Source organism: Mesorhizobium sp. B263B2A (genome assembly GCF_020165775.1).
GTDB lineage: Bacteria > Pseudomonadota > Alphaproteobacteria > Rhizobiales > Rhizobiaceae > Mesorhizobium > Mesorhizobium opportunistum.
Window position 1 is genome coordinate 53,233 of the sequence record NZ_JAIUIU010000008.1, and the last position, 16,035, is coordinate 69,267.

The 16,035-nt window shown below is 62.5% G+C and carries 14 protein-coding genes and 1 pseudogene; 6 read left to right on the plus strand and 9 right to left on the minus strand.

The window, feature by feature from the left end; all coding sequences use genetic code 11:
- Position 1 precedes the first annotated feature (1 nt).
- From LB568_RS15185 to LB568_RS15210, 6 genes are all read left to right on the plus strand, one after another.
- The gene (locus LB568_RS15185; RefSeq protein WP_224730556.1) at positions 2-460 is read left to right on the plus strand and encodes a c-type cytochrome; all 459 of its coding nucleotides are present in this window, start codon (positions 2-4) and stop codon (positions 458-460) included.
- A gap of 74 nt (positions 461-534) precedes the next feature.
- Positions 535-1,626 carry a c-type cytochrome gene (locus LB568_RS15190; RefSeq protein WP_224730557.1) on the plus strand — a complete coding sequence of 364 codons (1,092 nt, stop codon included), beginning with the start codon at positions 535-537 and terminating at the stop codon, positions 1,624-1,626.
- 169 nt (positions 1,627-1,795) lie between these two features.
- Positions 1,796-2,863, plus strand: coding sequence for a cytochrome c oxidase subunit II (gene coxB / locus LB568_RS15195; RefSeq protein ID WP_224730558.1), 1,068 nt, complete (start codon positions 1,796-1,798; stop codon positions 2,861-2,863).
- Entirely contained in the window at positions 2,860-4,773 is a 1,914-nt protein-coding gene (gene ctaD / locus LB568_RS15200; protein ID WP_224730559.1) for a cytochrome c oxidase subunit I, read from the plus strand. Before coxB ends, ctaD begins: the two co-directional genes overlap by 4 nt.
- Positions 4,774-5,370 (plus strand): cytochrome c oxidase subunit 3, encoded by a 597-nt coding sequence (locus tag LB568_RS15205; protein WP_224730560.1) that lies wholly within the window; start codon positions 4,774-4,776, stop codon positions 5,368-5,370.
- Entirely contained in the window at positions 5,370-6,317 is a 948-nt protein-coding gene (locus LB568_RS15210; RefSeq protein WP_224730561.1) for a cytochrome c oxidase assembly protein, read from the plus strand. Before LB568_RS15205 ends, LB568_RS15210 begins: the two co-directional genes overlap by 1 nt.
- Positions 6,318-6,437: 120 nt before the next feature.
- Here the strand turns inward: LB568_RS15210 and LB568_RS15215 are convergent, their stop codons facing one another.
- The 9 genes and pseudogenes from LB568_RS15215 to LB568_RS15255 all read right to left on the minus strand — a co-directional run bounded on the left by LB568_RS15215 (position 6,438) and on the right by LB568_RS15255 (position 15,896).
- Positions 6,438-6,596, minus strand: coding sequence for a DUF3309 family protein (locus tag LB568_RS15215; protein ID WP_140572482.1), 159 nt, complete (start codon positions 6,594-6,596; stop codon positions 6,438-6,440).
- 391 nt (positions 6,597-6,987) lie between these two features.
- Positions 6,988-7,989 (minus strand): annotated as a pseudogene (locus LB568_RS15220) (UDP-glucuronic acid decarboxylase family protein); the annotation flags it as partial.
- A gap of 26 nt (positions 7,990-8,015) precedes the next feature.
- The gene (locus LB568_RS15225; RefSeq protein WP_013897177.1) at positions 8,016-9,125 is read right to left on the minus strand and encodes a glycosyltransferase; all 1,110 of its coding nucleotides are present in this window, start codon (positions 9,123-9,125) and stop codon (positions 8,016-8,018) included.
- A complete protein-coding gene (locus tag LB568_RS15230) occupies positions 9,122-10,216 on the minus strand; it encodes a glycosyltransferase (RefSeq protein ID WP_013897176.1) in 1,095 nt (364 codons plus the stop codon). Before LB568_RS15230 ends, LB568_RS15225 begins: the two co-directional genes overlap by 4 nt.
- Positions 10,213-11,343, minus strand: a complete 1,131-nt coding sequence (locus tag LB568_RS15235; protein ID WP_224730562.1) for a glycosyltransferase — start codon at positions 11,341-11,343, stop codon at positions 10,213-10,215. Before LB568_RS15235 ends, LB568_RS15230 begins: the two co-directional genes overlap by 4 nt.
- Before the next feature lie 2 nt (positions 11,344-11,345).
- Positions 11,346-12,446, minus strand: a complete 1,101-nt coding sequence (locus LB568_RS15240) for a glycosyltransferase family 4 protein (RefSeq protein ID WP_140572486.1) — start codon at positions 12,444-12,446, stop codon at positions 11,346-11,348.
- Entirely contained in the window at positions 12,431-13,723 is a 1,293-nt protein-coding gene (locus LB568_RS15245; protein WP_140572487.1) for a TIGR04295 family B12-binding domain-containing radical SAM protein, read from the minus strand. Before LB568_RS15245 ends, LB568_RS15240 begins: the two co-directional genes overlap by 16 nt.
- Positions 13,720-14,793, minus strand: coding sequence for an NAD-dependent epimerase/dehydratase family protein (locus LB568_RS15250; RefSeq protein ID WP_224730563.1), 1,074 nt, complete (start codon positions 14,791-14,793; stop codon positions 13,720-13,722). Before LB568_RS15250 ends, LB568_RS15245 begins: the two co-directional genes overlap by 4 nt.
- Positions 14,790-15,896 (minus strand): NAD-dependent epimerase/dehydratase family protein, encoded by a 1,107-nt coding sequence (locus tag LB568_RS15255; RefSeq protein ID WP_140572489.1) that lies wholly within the window; start codon positions 15,894-15,896, stop codon positions 14,790-14,792. Before LB568_RS15255 ends, LB568_RS15250 begins: the two co-directional genes overlap by 4 nt.
- Positions 15,897-16,035: the final 139 nt, after the last annotated feature.

Below are 16,035 nucleotides of genomic sequence, written 5' to 3' on the forward strand. Positions count from 1 at the left end.
CATGTCGTTGAACGCCGCCCTCTTTCTGCTGGTGGGTTGCGCGCTCTGGGTTCCCGCCAACGCTGGTATCTGGGTCGCCGCAGAAGTCGAATGTGCGGGACCTGTCGAGCCGCCGGGTGTGCCGACGTTCACGACGATCGAAGCTACACAGCGGGCCGAAGCGCCAACCGGATCTCAGTCCCCGCCGGATAGCGGGCTGTCGTTGTTCCTACGCAACGGTTGCGGCGCGTGTCATGCCATAAGAGGCACCGAGGCCCATGGGACGATTGGCCCGGACCTGTCCCACGTCGGGTCGCGAAGAGCAATTGGTGCGGGGGTCCTGCCGAACACCGAGGAAGCCATAGCACGTTTCATCGCTCGACCTGATTTACTAAAACCGGGTGTGAAAATGCCTGCGTTCGATATGCTTCCGCAAATCGAAATCCAGACGATCGCGCGCTACCTGAAAGCCTTGCAGTGATGTCCGGTCATCGGATCTATCCTCGGACAAAGGCGCCCAATGCCCCTTCCGAGGAAGAAGATGAGATCAGCAGGGTGACGAACCAGCCGACAATGGTCCGACTCAAGCACGTTCTCATTGCCGCCGTCTGTTTGCCTATCGTCATTTTGCTCGGAGCGTGGATTGGGTTTTTCAACGTTGGTGCCAGCACCGGCCATTGGAAGGTGACGGCCTGGTTTCTGGAACTCGCCATGCGCTCGGCCGTGCGCACTTATGCTTTGACCGTAAACGCGCCGAGAACTCTCGACAGGCGCGGGATCCCGGCAGCGGCCGGCCATTTTGCGCAAGGCTGCGCGATCTGCCACGGCGCACCTGGCGAACTTCGCTCGCCGGCGGTGCTGCGCATGCTTCCACAACCGCCGGATCTGGCGCTGACGGTCGGAGATTGGACCGACGCCCAGCTTTTTCGAATCGTCAAGCACGGGATACGTTTCACAGGAATGCCCGCATGGCCGGCCCGCGACCGCGATGACGAAGTCTGGGCGATGGTTGCTTTCCTGCGGGAACTGCCGAAACTCGATGCGAACGAATTTCGGGCACTTGCTTTTGACGCCGGGGGCGCAATAGGCAACGCGCAGCAGCCTACTAATCCGGGCGCACTCGCCAACTGCACTCGCTGCCACGGGAGTGACGGCGAGGGGAGGAGTGGTCTCATCCCTGCGCTCGCCGGGCAAAACGAAGCGTACCTGCTCGCCAGCCTCGAGGCCTTTGCCAGAGGCGATCGCACAAGCGGCTTCATGGCCCTGCCGGTGACCGGCATCACCCCCGCGGAGATGGCCGCGCTTGCCCGCCATTTTGCAGCACAGCCGCCGGTCTCGACGGACGGCGATCCAGTCCCGGCGGAAGTGATCAACAGAGGACAGCAAATCGCGGAGGCCGGAATTCCGGAACGGAACGTCCCTGCCTGTTCCGGCTGCCACATCGGCGCTGACAAGAATCCGAACTATCCCCGCCTCGACGGCCAGCACGCGCCCTATCTCGAAGGGCAACTGAAGCTGTTCCGGTCCGAGGGCAGGGGCGGTACGCAATTCTGGCGTATCATGGCCGCCGCGGCCCAACGCCTTACGGACGAGGACATACGGGCAGCAGCGGCCTATTTCTCCAAGCGCTCTGAAGGCCGTCAATGAATACATCTGGATGTCGCGGAAGTCTGCCGAGCAGGGAAGGGCGGTGCCACGTAGCCTGCGTCGAGGCAAGCTCAAGGAACTTTATTCTTCCCTACCGGTTCTAAAACTCACGGATGGCCGGTTAGGCAGGCAGCCGAGTGAAGCGTCTTCCTCTTGGTGACCACCCCGAATGGATCTTTGGCCGGCTCACGAGATGCAGAACTTCGGGGTCGGCGACTGCCCCGGACGTCCACCGTCGCAGCTATGGCGCGTAAATACCGCAAAACAGAAGAACGCCGCCAATGAGGCAGAAGGCAAGGAGCGTCGCAAGATAGAAGCCGGGCTCGCCGAAAATCTTGATGTCGCGTCTGAGACTCACGGCTCGGCCCCTTCGACATGGGAAGAATCCAACAACACGGAACGGGACGGGAGAGTTCCGGATGCCGCGCTCCCCCTGTTTCGGGGTGTCTCCGAGAGGGCTCGGTCGCCGTTGGCCGGTCCGCTGGCTGTCATTGTTGACTCCGCTCTCCTTCCGGGCTGCGCCGGAGTGCAGTCGGCGCTAGATCCGCATGGCGAGCAGGCCGACACGCTGGCTGTTCTGTTCTGGACCTTCACGGCGGTGCTCGGTCTCGTCTGGCTCGTCACCATGGCTGGCCTGCTACTCGCGCTGACGCACCGGCGCGACAGTCGGGGCGAACCGGCAGAAGGCGCGCGCCCAGCCGTCAACCGGCCGATGCTTATCGCCTTTGCCGCGATGCTGACGTCCACCACCATTATCCTCTCAGGTTTGGCCCTGCTCAGCTTCGGCGGACAAAGGGCGATTTTTGGGAGTGGGGCCGGCGGCGCGCTGGCAATCTCGGTCACCGGGCACCAGTGGTGGTGGCAAGTCCGCTATGAAGGAAACGACGGCTTCGAAACGGCGAACGAGATTCGCATCCCGGTCGGCAGCCCGGTCGACATCAAGCTCGCCACGGCGGATGTCATCCATTCGTTCTGGATACCAAGTCTCGCGGGCAAGCTCGATCTCATCCCCGGCAAAAGCAACGAACTCCGTATCGAAGCGAGCAAGCCCGGCATATATCGCGGCCAGTGTGCCGAATTTTGCGGTCAGCAGCATGCGCATATGGCGATATTCGTCGTGGCGCTGGAGCCGAACGATTTCCAACGCTGGCGCGCCGGTCAGGCTGCGGCGGCAAAGCCGGTCGATCTGGCGCAGCAAAGCGCCGTGACGTCCACTTTGCCTGAGAACTTGCAATGAGCCTTTCGGTCGAAGAACCTCGCGCGGCCCGTGACTCCGATCTGGGCGACGAGGAACTGCGCGCAAGGTTGAACAAAACCTGGGGCACGACGCGCGGCCTGATCGGCGCCCTTTCAACCGTCGACCACAAGATCATCGGAATCCGCTATGCCGTGACCGCCTTCGCGTTCCTGCTCGCCGGCGGCATTCTAGCGATCATCATGCGGCTGCAGCTTGCGCGACCGGACAGCCACCTCGTCGATGCCGAGCTCTACAACCAGCTTTTCACCATGCACGGCACCACGATGATGTTCCTGTTCGGGGTGCCCGTCGGCGAGGCGTTCGCCGTCTACCTCGTGCCGCTCATGGTCGGCACGCGCAATATCGCCTTTCCGCGCCTCAACGCCTTTTCCTACTACGTCTACCTGTTCGGCGGCCTGATGTTATGGGGCGGGTTCGCGTTGAGCATTCGCCCGGATGTCGGTTGGTTCTCTTATGTGCCGCTCGCAAACCTGGATTTCACTCCAGGCAAGGGGCCCGACTACTGGGCGCAGATGATCACCTTTACCGAAGTCGCTGCGCTTGCGGTATCTGTGGAGATCGTCGTCACAGTGCTGAAGCAGCGCGCGCCGGGCATGACGCTCGACCGTATCCCGCTGTTTGTGTGGGCGATGCTCGTCAACTCCTTTATCATCATCTTCGCCATGCCGGCGATCATGCTTGCCTCGTCGATGCTGATCATGGAGCGGCTGGTCGGCACCCAGTTCTTCAATGCCAAAGCCGGCGGCGACCCGCTGCTTTGGCAGCACCTGTTCTGGTTCTTCGGCCATCCCGAGGTGTATATTATCTTCCTGCCCGGAACCGCTTTCGTCTCGGCGATCATCGCAACCTTCGCCCGGCGGCCGATATTCGGTTATCTGCCGATGGTGCTGTCGCTGATCGCGATCTGCTTCCTGTCCTTTGGTCTATGGGTCCACCACATGTTCGTGACCGGCCTGCCACAGGTCGGCGCGGCATTCTTCACCGCCTCCAGCATGGCTATCGCCATTCCGAACGGCGTGCAAATATTCTGCTGGATCGCCACGCTTTGGGACGGAAAGCCGGTGCTCAAGACGCCGCTGATCTTCGTACTCGGCTTTTTCTTCATCTTTGTCGCAGGCGGACTTTCGGGTGTCATGCTGGCGTCGGTGCCCATCGATACGCAGGTACACGATACCTATTTCGTCGTCGCCCATTTCCACTATGTGCTGATTGGCGGCACTCTCTTTCCGCTTGTCGCCGCCGTCTACTATTGGTTCCCGAAGGTGACGGGTCGGCTGATGGATGAGCGGCTCGGCAAGTGGCAGTTCGCTCTCGCTTTCATCGGTTTCAATATCGCCTTTTTTCCGATGCATCTGCTCGGCCTGTGGGGCATGCCGCGCAGGGTCTATACGTACCCGGCGGAGATGGGCTGGGGCGGGCTCAACCTGCTCGCCAGCGCCGGTGCGCTGCTGTTCTTCGCAAGCTTCGTGCTGATGCTTTACAATATGGCCGTCAGCGCCCGCTCCGGTCCCGTAGCCGGCGACAATCCCTGGAATGCCGATACGCTGGAATGGGCGACTACCTCGCCGCCCCAGGCGCAGAATTTCGATCGCATTCCCTATGTCACAAGCGGCTCGCCGCTTTGGGATGAGGACGATGTCAAGCCGGTGGTGAGCGGCCTCAAGGTCGACGAACGCGAACTGGTCGTGACAAGCGTCACCGAGGCCCGGCCTGATATTCGCGAGGAATCTCCGGCGCCTTCGATTTGGCCCTTTCTGGCGGCGTTCGCCACCGCCGTGATCTTCATCGGTTCGATCTACACGCCATGGGCGATAACCTGGGGTTCGCCTGTCGTCGCCATCGTGCTCGTTGCCTGGTTCTGGCCGAAATCCATGGAGGAGAACACCTAAGTGCCCCGCACGGTCATCGATGTCTCGGGTTTGCCGACCTATGCCTTCGGCTCGCGCGTCACCCCATGGTGGGGCACCTTCTCCTTCTGTCTGCTGGAAGGAACCGGCTTCGCCCTTGGAATTGGCGGCTATCTCTACCTGGCCGTCACCAACAAGGATTGGGCGAGGGATGCCATTCCCTTGAACCTGGTCTGGTCCTCGCTCTTCACGCTTGTCCTTGTTGTCAGCGCGCTGCCGAACTTCCTGACGAGGCGCGCGGCGATGCGGGAGGACTTGCGCCCGGTCCGCCTGCTGCTGCTCGTCATGAGTGCGCTCGGTCTGCTGCTCATTGGGCTGCGCATCATCGAATTTACGGCGTTGCCGGTACGCTGGCGCGACAATGCATACGGTTCCTTCGTCTGGCTGCTGCTCGGCCTGCACGGTGTGCATGTGCTGACCGACGTCGCCGATACGCTTGTCCTGACCGTGCTGATGTTCACGCGGCATGGCAGGGGTAAACGCTTCAGCGATGCCGAGGACAATGCGTTTTACTGGTACTTCGTCGTGCTCTCGTGGCTGCCGCTTTACGCGGTGCTTTATTGGGTGCCGAGACTCTGATGCGGATTGCCCGCCTCTTTCGCCAGGCGTCGTTGCTCGGAAGACTCCTTTCGGCGCCATGCGCGTTGCTGGCGCCGACCGTTGCGTTCGCCCACGGCGCGGACCAGGTACCTGGCGGCTGGTCATTCTCCGCCATGACCGTCATTCCGCTTGGCGTCGTATTGTTCCTTTATACCTGCGGTGTTGCCCGGCTTTGGTGGCAGGCAGGAGCGGGACGCGGCGTCACTTGGCGGCAAATGAGCTGTTTTGTGGCGGGCTGGGCGGCGCTTGGACTGGCACTTGTGTCTCCGCTGCATGGACTGGGCGAGCGGCTCTTTAGCGCGCACATGATCGAACACGAGGTGCTGATGATCGTCGCGGCTCCCGCGCTTGTACTGTCGAGGTCTTTCGGCGCCATGTTGTGGGCATTTCCGCCCTCCACGCGGCGGCACCTTGCCGGCGGCGCACATTGGGCATTTCTGCGAATGACATGGAGAAGCCTGAGTGAGCCGGCCTCCGCCACCGTCCTGCACGGTCTCGCCATCTGGCTATGGCATATGCCGGTCCTGTTCAATGTCGCACTTGCGAGCGAGCCGGTGCACTGGCTGCAGCATTTCAGCTTCTTGACGAGTGCGCTGCTCTTCTGGTGGGCCTTGCTCAATGGCCGCGCCCGCCGCAAAGGCCACGGCGCGTCGGTGTTTTATCTGTTCTTCACCTCCATGCATTGCGGTCTGCTCGGCGCGATTCTGGCCCTGTCGAAAAATCAGATATTCGTGGGGAACGACTCGGCAGCGCCGCGATGGGGCCTGACAGCGCTTGAAGACCAGCAACTCGGCGGCCTGATCATGTGGGTGGGCGCCAGCGCGTTTTATTTAGCGGCCGCGTTGATCCTTGCTGCGCTTTGGATCGGCAGCGGATCGTCCGCGAAGAAGAAAGTCGGTGGCAGCGCGAGTTCCGTTCGGGATTGACCCGACACCTGCAGGATGACTGCCGACCTATGCTGTCGAACCCGCTTGCCACCATCGGCCGCGACCAGATGTCATCTCACCACCTGCGGACGGAACAGCTCATTCCTTCCAATCTGGCCCTCAAACCCGGCCCATGAGCACCAGGATCACCAAGATGATTAGGATGACGCCGACGATGCCCGATGGCCCATAACCCCAGCCCGACGAATATGGCCAGGTCGGTATCGCGCCGATTAGCAGCAGGATCAGAATAATGATAAGGATTGTGCCGAGGCTCATATCTGTTCCTCTTCAAGGTGGTGCGCGGACCTGCTACTGAGCCGCTTTTTCGTCATGACATCTGACGCTCAAGGCTCAGTCCAGCCTGCGCAACATGTCAGCTTCCTGCTCGAGGATGCTGGCGACTTCTTCGCGTTGGAGATGCGTCATCATCAGGCTGACGCAACATTCGAGATACGTGATGGACGATCGTCGCAGGAAGTCGGCGGTTTGCGCGGCCGCCATCTGCTCGATGTCCTTGGCTGATCGCTTCGACTGCACGACTGCGTTCTCCGTGCCGGGGGTTATCGGGCCCAACCAGAATCTCTGTCGGATGTTCCCCTTCGGCGTAAAGAACGCGGGTCGCATCCGGATTGTCGCGGCCGCCAGGTTCAAATCCACCTGCGCCCGACCTGTTTGTCGCTGCGACCGGCGGCTCTGCCGCACCGTTGCCAAGATCGGCGAAATAAATGACCGTCTGCAGCAGACCTTGCCTAAGCGGCACTTTGGGCGACCAGCCAAGAAGCGACCGTGCACGGGCGATGTCGGGGCGCCGCCGGCGAGGGTCGTCTTCCGGCAAAGGCAGGAATTTCACGGGCGATCTGGTGCCGGTCAGTTCCCTCACCAGGCCTGCCAGATCGAGGATGGTGAATTCTCCAGGGTTACCCAGGTTGATCGGCTGGCGCGGATTGGGCTCGATATCCATGAGCCGCAACAGTCCTTCGACCAGATCGGTGACGTAGCAGAAGGACCGGGTCTGTCGGCCATCGCCGAATATCGTCAGCGGCCGCTTTTCCAGCGCTTGCATGACAAGATTCGAGACGATGCGGCCGTCGGCGGGATCCATCCTAGGCCCGTAAGTGTTGAAGATGCGGGCAACACGGACATCGGCCATGTCGGCTCTCAGATAGTCGAAGCAAAGCGTCTCCGCGGTGCGCTTGCCTTCGTCGTAGCAGGCGCGCGGGCCGGTGCAGTTCACATGGCCGAGATAGTCCTCGCGTTGGGGATGTTGTTCGGGATCGCCATAGACTTCGCTCGTTGATGCCTGCAGGAACCGTGCGTCGTCGCAAACTGCAAGCTCGAGCAGATTGAGCGTTCCGATCACGCAGGTGCGCGTCGTGTGGATGGGATCGGCTTGGTAGCGGGGCGGCGATGCCGCACATGCCAGGTTGAAAATACGATCGACCGGCTCGCCGAGCTCGAGCGGATTGCAGATATCTTGCTCGATCAGCCGAAATCGCGATTGGCCGATGAGCGACGTGATGTTTTCTATTCGGCCGGTGAGAAAGTTGTCGACACAGATTACGCGATAACCATCGCGAAACAGGGCTTCGCATAGGTGCGAACCGAGAAAACCGGCACCGCCGGCGACAAGCACCGTCCGTGTCCGTTGGGCCTTTTTTGAACGCCGCATCTCTGTGTTCTCCTGTCGTCTGCCTGTCATGCTGCACTCTCGACGCCCAGATCGAGCACCGGACGGATCTGTCCTGACTGCGTCAGTGCGGACGTGAATTCACGTGCCCGAGCGGTTCCCGTGTGTCTTGCCAGGACCAGCGAATGTGCCTGTCTGGCCATACGGAGTCTTGCCCTGTCTGACTGTGTCAGAAGGATTCGCGTCACATCATCCGCGCTGCCGGCCGTCTGGATCGCCGAAGCCGGAAAGAAATTACCGAGGCCGGGCCAGCGGTCGCTGATGATCGGCGTCCCGCACGCCGCAGCCTCGAAAAGCCGCACGCTGGGCGACCATCCGGCTGCGATCATCGAGGTGCGTGTCACATTTAGCGTGTAGCGCTGCCGGCTGTAGAAATCGGCATGCTCGGCAGGCGGCAGATGTTCGATCCGCGCGACATTGTCTGGCCAGGCGATATCGCGAGGATATTGCGCGCCCGCCACGACGAAGCGTCGATCCGGGAGCCGACGCGCAGGCTCAAGCAGAAGTGCTTCCAGGGTCTGCTGCCGGTCCGCGCTGTAGGTGCCGAGGTAGCCTAGATCCCATTCGATCGTATTGCCGTTTCGATGGTGTCGCTCGGGATCGACGGAACAGTAGAGGGGCTCTGCCCGGCGGGCGCCGAATTCGGATGTCAGGCGTTCGAGAGTCGGCCCGCCCGTAAAGGAGAAATAGATGTCGAAATAGGGAATCTGCCGGCGGGCCAGATAATCGCAATCATCTTCGGCAACCCTTGCCAGCGTCACCGGCGTGTCGATGTCATAAAAGCAGAATTGCCCGGTGCGCAGCGACGCGAGCTCGTCGATGATCGCTCTGCCCTGGGGTACGAAGGAACCGACCACCACGACATCGGCCCGCTGAAGCACTCGCTTGTGCTTGCGGTGGAGTTCGTCGACCGTGTCGTAATAGCGCAAGCGGCAGAAATCGGGCTCGCGCAGGTCGCGATGATGTGCGTACCAGGGCACGTCGCGCTCCAGGAATGTGACACGATGGCCGAGTTTGTTGAGCGCTCGCAACAGCCCCCGAAAGGTGGTCGCATGGCCGTTGCCCCACGAAGAGGACAACGAAAGACCGAGGAAAACGATATCGAGCGGCTTCGTCATTCCGCGGCCTCCACGGTCCGGCGCTCGAAATGCGCCTTGAAGATGGTATCAACCAGTTCAGCTCTCAGCGTGTAGGTGTGTTCGGCAAGAACGCGCCGAAGCGCTGCCGCGCCGATCGCCTTCGCCCGCCGTGGCCTGAGCGTGCGCGTAATCTCGGCAACATCGGCGCCGTCCCGCGCGACCAGGATTTCCTCCCCGGGCGTCAGGAACATCTCAATGCCGGCCCAGGCGTCGGTGATGAGGCAGGCGCCAGCTCCAGCCGCCTCAAAGACCCGTGTCGCGGGCGAAAATCCGTTGGTGGCCATGCTGTCACGGCTGATATTCAGCACCGCTTTTGGCGTGACGTTGAAAGCGTTGTGGTCTCGGGTGCCGACATGCCCAAGCCAGGAGACATTCGCCGGCAGCTGCTTGTCACCCCAGCCGGATCCGCCGAGCAGGAAGGTTTGGCCGGCCGAGGCACGCGCGGGCTCGAGAAAGAATGACTCGACCCGTGCCTCGCGGTCCGGCAGGCGATTGCCGAGAAAAGCGAGATCGCAGGTGAAGCGGGGGTCCTGGGCAACAGGGAAGTGCGTCTCGGGATCGAGCGCATTGTAGATAGGCACGCATTCGGCCGCGCCAAATCCTCTGTAATCCCAAACGACGGGATCGCCGCCGCCATAGGTCAGCACGAGGCCGATCCTCTTCAGCGCCTCGTGGAGGGGATGGTCGGAATCGTTTCGCAATTCGCCGAGTGTCGCCGGGGCGTCGACATCCCAGAACACCGTCAGCGCGTCGCTGCGGGCGTGGTCGAGCACAGCGCGCAACAGGGCTTCGTCTTCGTAGCCGACGCCGCTGGCCTTGACGACGATGTCTGCCTGCGCGGCACGGGATGCGACCTCCATCAACCCATCCGGCGTTGCGTCATAGACGACGACGCCGCACCAGTCGGGGGGCTCGATATCGCGGTGTTTCTGCCGGTCGAAGGCATCCGGCTCATAGAAGACGATATCGTAACCGCGTCGGGACAGGGCCTTCAGCAGGCCGCGATAATAGGTGGCGGCGCCGTTCCAGTAGGACGACAGCAGACTGGATCCGTAAAACGCGATTTTCATGCGGCGGCCTCCTTTGTTGATGCGCCCTCGAATGCATGCCGATTGCCGCACGCGACGAGTATGTCGAACAACTCATCCACGCGGCGCCGGCATGTGTGGCGCGCGAGAATGGTTTCCAGTCCGGCTCCTGCCAGCGCCTTTGCAAGCTCGGCGTCATGCAGCACATCGCGCAGGTGCTGCCGCATCTCGGCGCCGTCGCGGGCGAACAGGAAATCCGTGTCGGGACGGAACAGTCCTTCGACGTCCGACCAGGGCGCCGAGACAAGAGGGATGCCGCAGGCCAATGCCTCGAACATGCGGATCGTGGGAATGCCGGGCAGGTGTTCTCGGTAAGGCCGGCGCGGGATGTGCACTGTGACACGGTGCTGCGCGAACGCTTTCGGAACGTCCGCATTGGCGATCCAGCCCTCGTAGCGCAGGCCGGCATCGGCGAGTGCGGCCAGTGCTCCCGCTGGATAGCGCACGCCATGAACGGTTCCCGACAGGCCGAGCTCGCGTGCCGGATCGATCAGGAACTGCTGGATTTCGGCGCTGCGTTCTTCATCGCCCCAATTGCCGATCCAGACCAGCTCCGACACAGGCTCGATTTCGGGATGCGGCCTGAACAAACGATCGTCCGCTGCCTCGTGCCAGGTGAAGGCCCGTTTGCCCCAACCGGCGCGAAGATAGCTCTCCCGCAATGCCCCGCCAAAAACCAGAACGCCGTCAAAATGCTCCAGGTGGAGCGCCGAAATCGACTGCGTCGACGAGACGGCGCGGTGGTGCGTGTCGTGGAACAGAAGCGTGAATTTGCCGCCATTGAGCTTGGCTCGCCCAATGCGGGCGACGAGATCTGGATCCGTCCACTCATGGACGATCACCACACCCGAGTCGGCCATCCATGCCTCGTGATCGAAAGAAGCGTCGTAGGTCACCGGAACGAGCTCGGGGAAGTCCTTGCGGAAACGTTCGATGGCGAAGGGGCCTTGCTCGGTCAGCAGGTTCGAACGGCTCCACCCGTCGGCTGGCTCGAGCGCGATCACTTGATGCCCACGCGTGATGAGCTCGCGCATGATGCCGCGCTGGAAATGCGCATTGCCATGGTTCCAGTCGGACACCACCGAGTGGGTGTAGAACACGAATTGCATGATCAATGCCCCGCCACGGCCATCGCCGCCTGATCGTAGATTTCGCGCATCGCCGCCGACTGCGCCTGCAATGAATATCTGCGCGCACGCCGAGCGCCGCGCCGGCTGAGTTGGCGCCGCAAATCCGCGTCGCGGGCGAGGCGGGCGATGCATTCTGCAAGCGCGTGCGGATCACGTGCGTCGAAGAAGATGGCCGCGCCGTCCCATATCTCGCGATAGGTTGCAATGTCGGCGAGCACTAATGGCGTGCCCGAGAGCGCGGCCTCCAAAGCTGCAAGTCCGAAGGGCTCGTAGATTGACGTTGAAACGAAAATACTGGCCCTGGCCATAAGCTGACGTGCCTCGGCGTGGCCGATCGAGCCGAGCGAGACGCAATGATCGAGACAAGCCCTTTGTCCAGCCGCTCCTTCGAGCGGGCCGGCGGCATAGACCGGCCATTCGGCGATCGCAGCCGCGGCATCCAGCACCGCCGCGTTCTTGCCATCGTCCCACCAGCGAGCGGCTGCGAGGACGAACGACTCGCGGCGCGACGCAAGCGGGCCGGGCAAGGCGCCGTTGTGGACGACGCTCAACCGCGCGATCGGCCCGTAGCAGGTCTCAAGCATATCGGCGTGGCTTCGACTCGGCGCGACGACCACCCCGGCGCGATCGAACCCAGCCCTATTGCGATCTTTCTGCCAGGCCCAATCGCTTGCCACGGCTTGGCCGCGCACCGCATGCTGCCATGTCACGATGCAGGAATGCGAGACCGCGACGATAGGGCAAGGCAGATCGAGCTTCGCCGCTTGCGTAGGTGCGTTGAGGTGGACGAGATCGGCGCCATAAGCGGTCGCAAGGGCCTTCAGCTCGCCAGGAAACTGCTCGAGATCGTTCTCGTCGCGTGTCATCCAGTCAGGCGGGCTTTCAAGCCATTCGAGCGTGGTGAACGATTGCGCCTCCCTGACCTGCTCCGCCGAAGGCGGAGGCCCGAGACCCGCCAGCATGATGCTGTCGCCGCCGGTCGCAAGCTCGCGCGCCAGATCGAGCGAATAGCGCCAGACCCCGCCGACGGCATCGGTGGTCATCAGGATACGTCTCGGGCGATAGGTCAATGATTGCAGCATGAGCACTCCAACTCGGCAAGCGCGCGTGGACGCTGGTCCTGGATGTCGCTGAATGCCTGGAACGAGGCGAGGTAGTGCTCATGCGCACGCTCCCAAGCGAAATCGTCGGGTTCGCCCCACAGCTCGCGGTAGCTGGGCGAACTTGGATAAGGATAGAGCGGCACCGGCTCGTTGGCCCAGACGCCGTTGTCGATGAGGTGCTTGCGCCAATAGTCCACCAGCGCCGGATCGTCCTCGACCACGCCGATCAGATTGGCTTGGACGAAAGGGACATGACGGCGGGCATTGACCAGCAGCGCGGCCAATTCCTCGGTCCCAAGTCGGCAGCGCTTGGCCAGCATCTCGCGGCCTTCTACGGTCAGGCTTTCGAGGCCGGCTTCGATCGAGACGCAGCCGGCTTCGCCCAGCAATTCCAGCAGCTCCGGTTTCCAGAGATCGATCCGCGTCTGGACGCCGAACTGGACGTCGCGCTCGATCAACCCCTCAAGCAGCGCTTTCTGCGGCAGGAAGATCTCGTCGATAAAATACACATAGCCGACGCCCTGCGCGATCAGGCCGTCGATCTCGGCAACGACGGCGTCATGGTTCCTGCGCCGGTACGCATCGCGGAAATCGATCTTGGCGCAGAAGCTGCAATTATAGGGGCAGCCCCGGGACGCCTCCACTTCCGCGCCGGCACCTATCTGGTTCGCGTCGAACCGGTGATGATGGTGCGCATGGGCCGCGATCCAGTCCGAGGGCCAATGGAGCGCTGGGTGGTCGACGAAGCCGCTGACATGCACTCCGCCGTTTGAGATCAATTCGTCGTTTTCAAGCCGAGCCGTGTGCGAAACGGCGCTCCAGTCGCTTTGACGGGCAAGCTCCGCCACCACTTCCTCGCATTCGCCGCGCACGACGATGTCGACGCCAAGCTTGCGCAGGGTAGGAGCGGGCGTCGCCGAGCCGTGCGGCCCGACAGCCACGGTGCGGCCGCCGCGCCCGGCGAGATGCTTCAGGAATTCTGCCGGTACCCGCAGCTCCGGCTGCGCGCAGCGCCAGAAGAGGTAAGTCGGCGCGGTCGTCACCACCGTCATATCCGGCTCGAACGCCGCTACGTGCTTGGCAAGCGCGGCGTTGTCGAGATCCTGCAGTTGCCCGTCCAGCATCAGCACGGCGTGACCGTCCGCTTCCAGCAGGGCTTTGGCGTAACCAAGCTCCAGCGGCAGGTGCGGTTGGCGGCAACCGAAGTAGATGCTGTGTTCGTATGTCCAGTGCGGGTTGACCAGTGCGATTTTCATGCGACGTACCTCGCTGCTTCGGGAGCTGGCTGGAGACGGTGCCGCAGCAGCCAGCCGGCGAGATCGCGGACACCTTCGCGCCACAGGACATGCGCGCGCCAGCCGAGAGCGTCCTCTATCTTGCGGGTATCGGCGACGAAGAAAGGCTGATCGCCGGTGCGTTGCAGATCATGGCGAAGCGCAACGTCGCGGCCGGTTATGGCGGCGATCTCCGACAGCAGCGTTCGCAGGCTGACCGCATTGCGCGGTCCGCCGCCGAGATTGAAGGCCTGCCCCTTGAGATCTTCGATCCTGGCCAACACGCCGCGATAAGCGGCGACCGCATCGGACACATGCAGGATGTCGCGCACCTGCTTGCCGTTGCCGTATATCGTGATCGGCCGATCGCTGAGCGCGCTCAGCAGGAAATGCGCGACCCAGCCCTGATCCTCGGTGCCGAACTGGCGCGGTCCGTAGATGCAACTCATGCGCAGCACCGCGGTCGGCAGGCCGTAGGACTTGGCGTAGTCAAGGACATACTGGTCCGCCGCGCCCTTCGAGCAGCCATAGGGCGTGCAGAAATTCAACCCGATCGTCTCGTCCACGCCGTTGGCGCGGATGGCTTCGTCGCTGGGCTCGTAGCGATCGTCCGCTTCCCGCACCGCGACCTGGGGCAAGCTGCCGTAGACCTTGTTGGTGCTGGCAAAGACCACCGGCACGCTCGCCAGACGTGCCGCTTCGAGCACGTTGAACGTGCCCCTGAGATTGATGTCGAGGTCTTCCGTGGGATCGCGCAGGCTGGTGGTCACGGCCGTCTGCGCGGCCAGATGGAAGATCGCCTTGGCCGGCGCCAACGCCGAAACCAGGCTACTCTGGTCGCGTATGTCGACAGTTTCCACACTGAGACGGCTGCCGTGTTTTTGCGTCAGCCATTGGAGGTTCTGTTCGACGCCGGGACGGCTGAGATTGTCGATGACCAGCACCGGCTCGCCATCCGACAACAAGCTGTCGGCGAGATTGGAGCCAATGAAGCCGCTGCCGCCGACAATCGCTGCAGGTTGATTGCGATGATCGCGATGAGGTTGTCTCATGACACCAGCCCTCGCTCTTCAAGCTCGCGCTTCATGTCGGCACCACGATCGACGGCGACGCTGTTGCGAACCCAGGCTGCGAATTCGCCGAGCGAGTTCTCCAGCAGATGGCTGGGTTCGAAGCCGAGCAGCTCGCGCGCCTTGGCGATGTCGGCGAAGCAATTGCGGATGTCGCCCGAGCGCGCCTTGCCGAGGATTTCGGGGGGGCGCTTCGGAACGCCCATCGCCTCGGCAAGCAGGCGGGCGACTTCGCTGATCGTGTAGGATCGCCCGCTGCCGATATTGATGGCGTGGCCGGCGGCCGGGCGCTGCTCCAGGGCCAGCCGGAAAGCGCGAGCCACGTCGCGCACATGGACGAAGTCGCGCTTTTGGTTGCCGTCCTCGAAGATCATCGGCCGTTTGCCGTTGGCAAGGCGCGAGGCGAAGTTGGCGAGCACGCCGGTGTAAGGATTGGCGAGCGCCTGTCCGGCGCCGAAGACGTTGAACAGCCGCAGCGCTACCGCATCCAGATCGTAGGCCTGGCCGAAGATCAGCACCGCGCGCTCCTGCGCATATTTGGTCAGCGCGTAGATCGAGGCGAGGTCGGGCCGCTTCTCCTCGTCGGTGGGCACAGGCACTAGCATTTCGCCCGCGGCCGACAGCAGGTCCCACTGGCCGGCCCTGACGTCGACCGGGCTGCGGCGGGCACCGTTGATGCGCCGTCCATCCGGTGTCTCGTAGAGCCCTTCGCCGTAGATGCTCATCGACGAAGCGACGACAATCCGTTCGACGGGCTTCTTGATCAACGCCTCGAGCAGGGTCGCCGTGCCGAGATCGTTCGTGCCGACGTAGCGGGTGATTTCGTACATGGATTGGCCGACGCCGACCTCGGCGGCGAGGTGGATGACGGCGTCGATGTGCGAGACCGCTTCGGATACTGCGCCTCGGTCACGCACATCGCCCTTTATCAGCTCGGATTCAGCTGGGATGCTCACGGTTTCGCCGCCGTGCACCTGGTCGAGGAGCACGTCCAGGATGCGCACTTCATAACCATGTTCGACGAGTTCCTGGGCGACATGCCGGCCAATGAAACCGCAGCCCCCTGTAACCAGTACACGTTTCACGAGAACTCCTTGCGGATTTGACGTTGGGCTTCCGAACTGCGGGACAAAAGGTTTGTTCCCTGCTTCAACAAAGTTCCTCGCCGCCGTTCCCGATGCTGCGAGTTGGATACCAGGCTGCCTTGCTTGGAACATTGCCCTT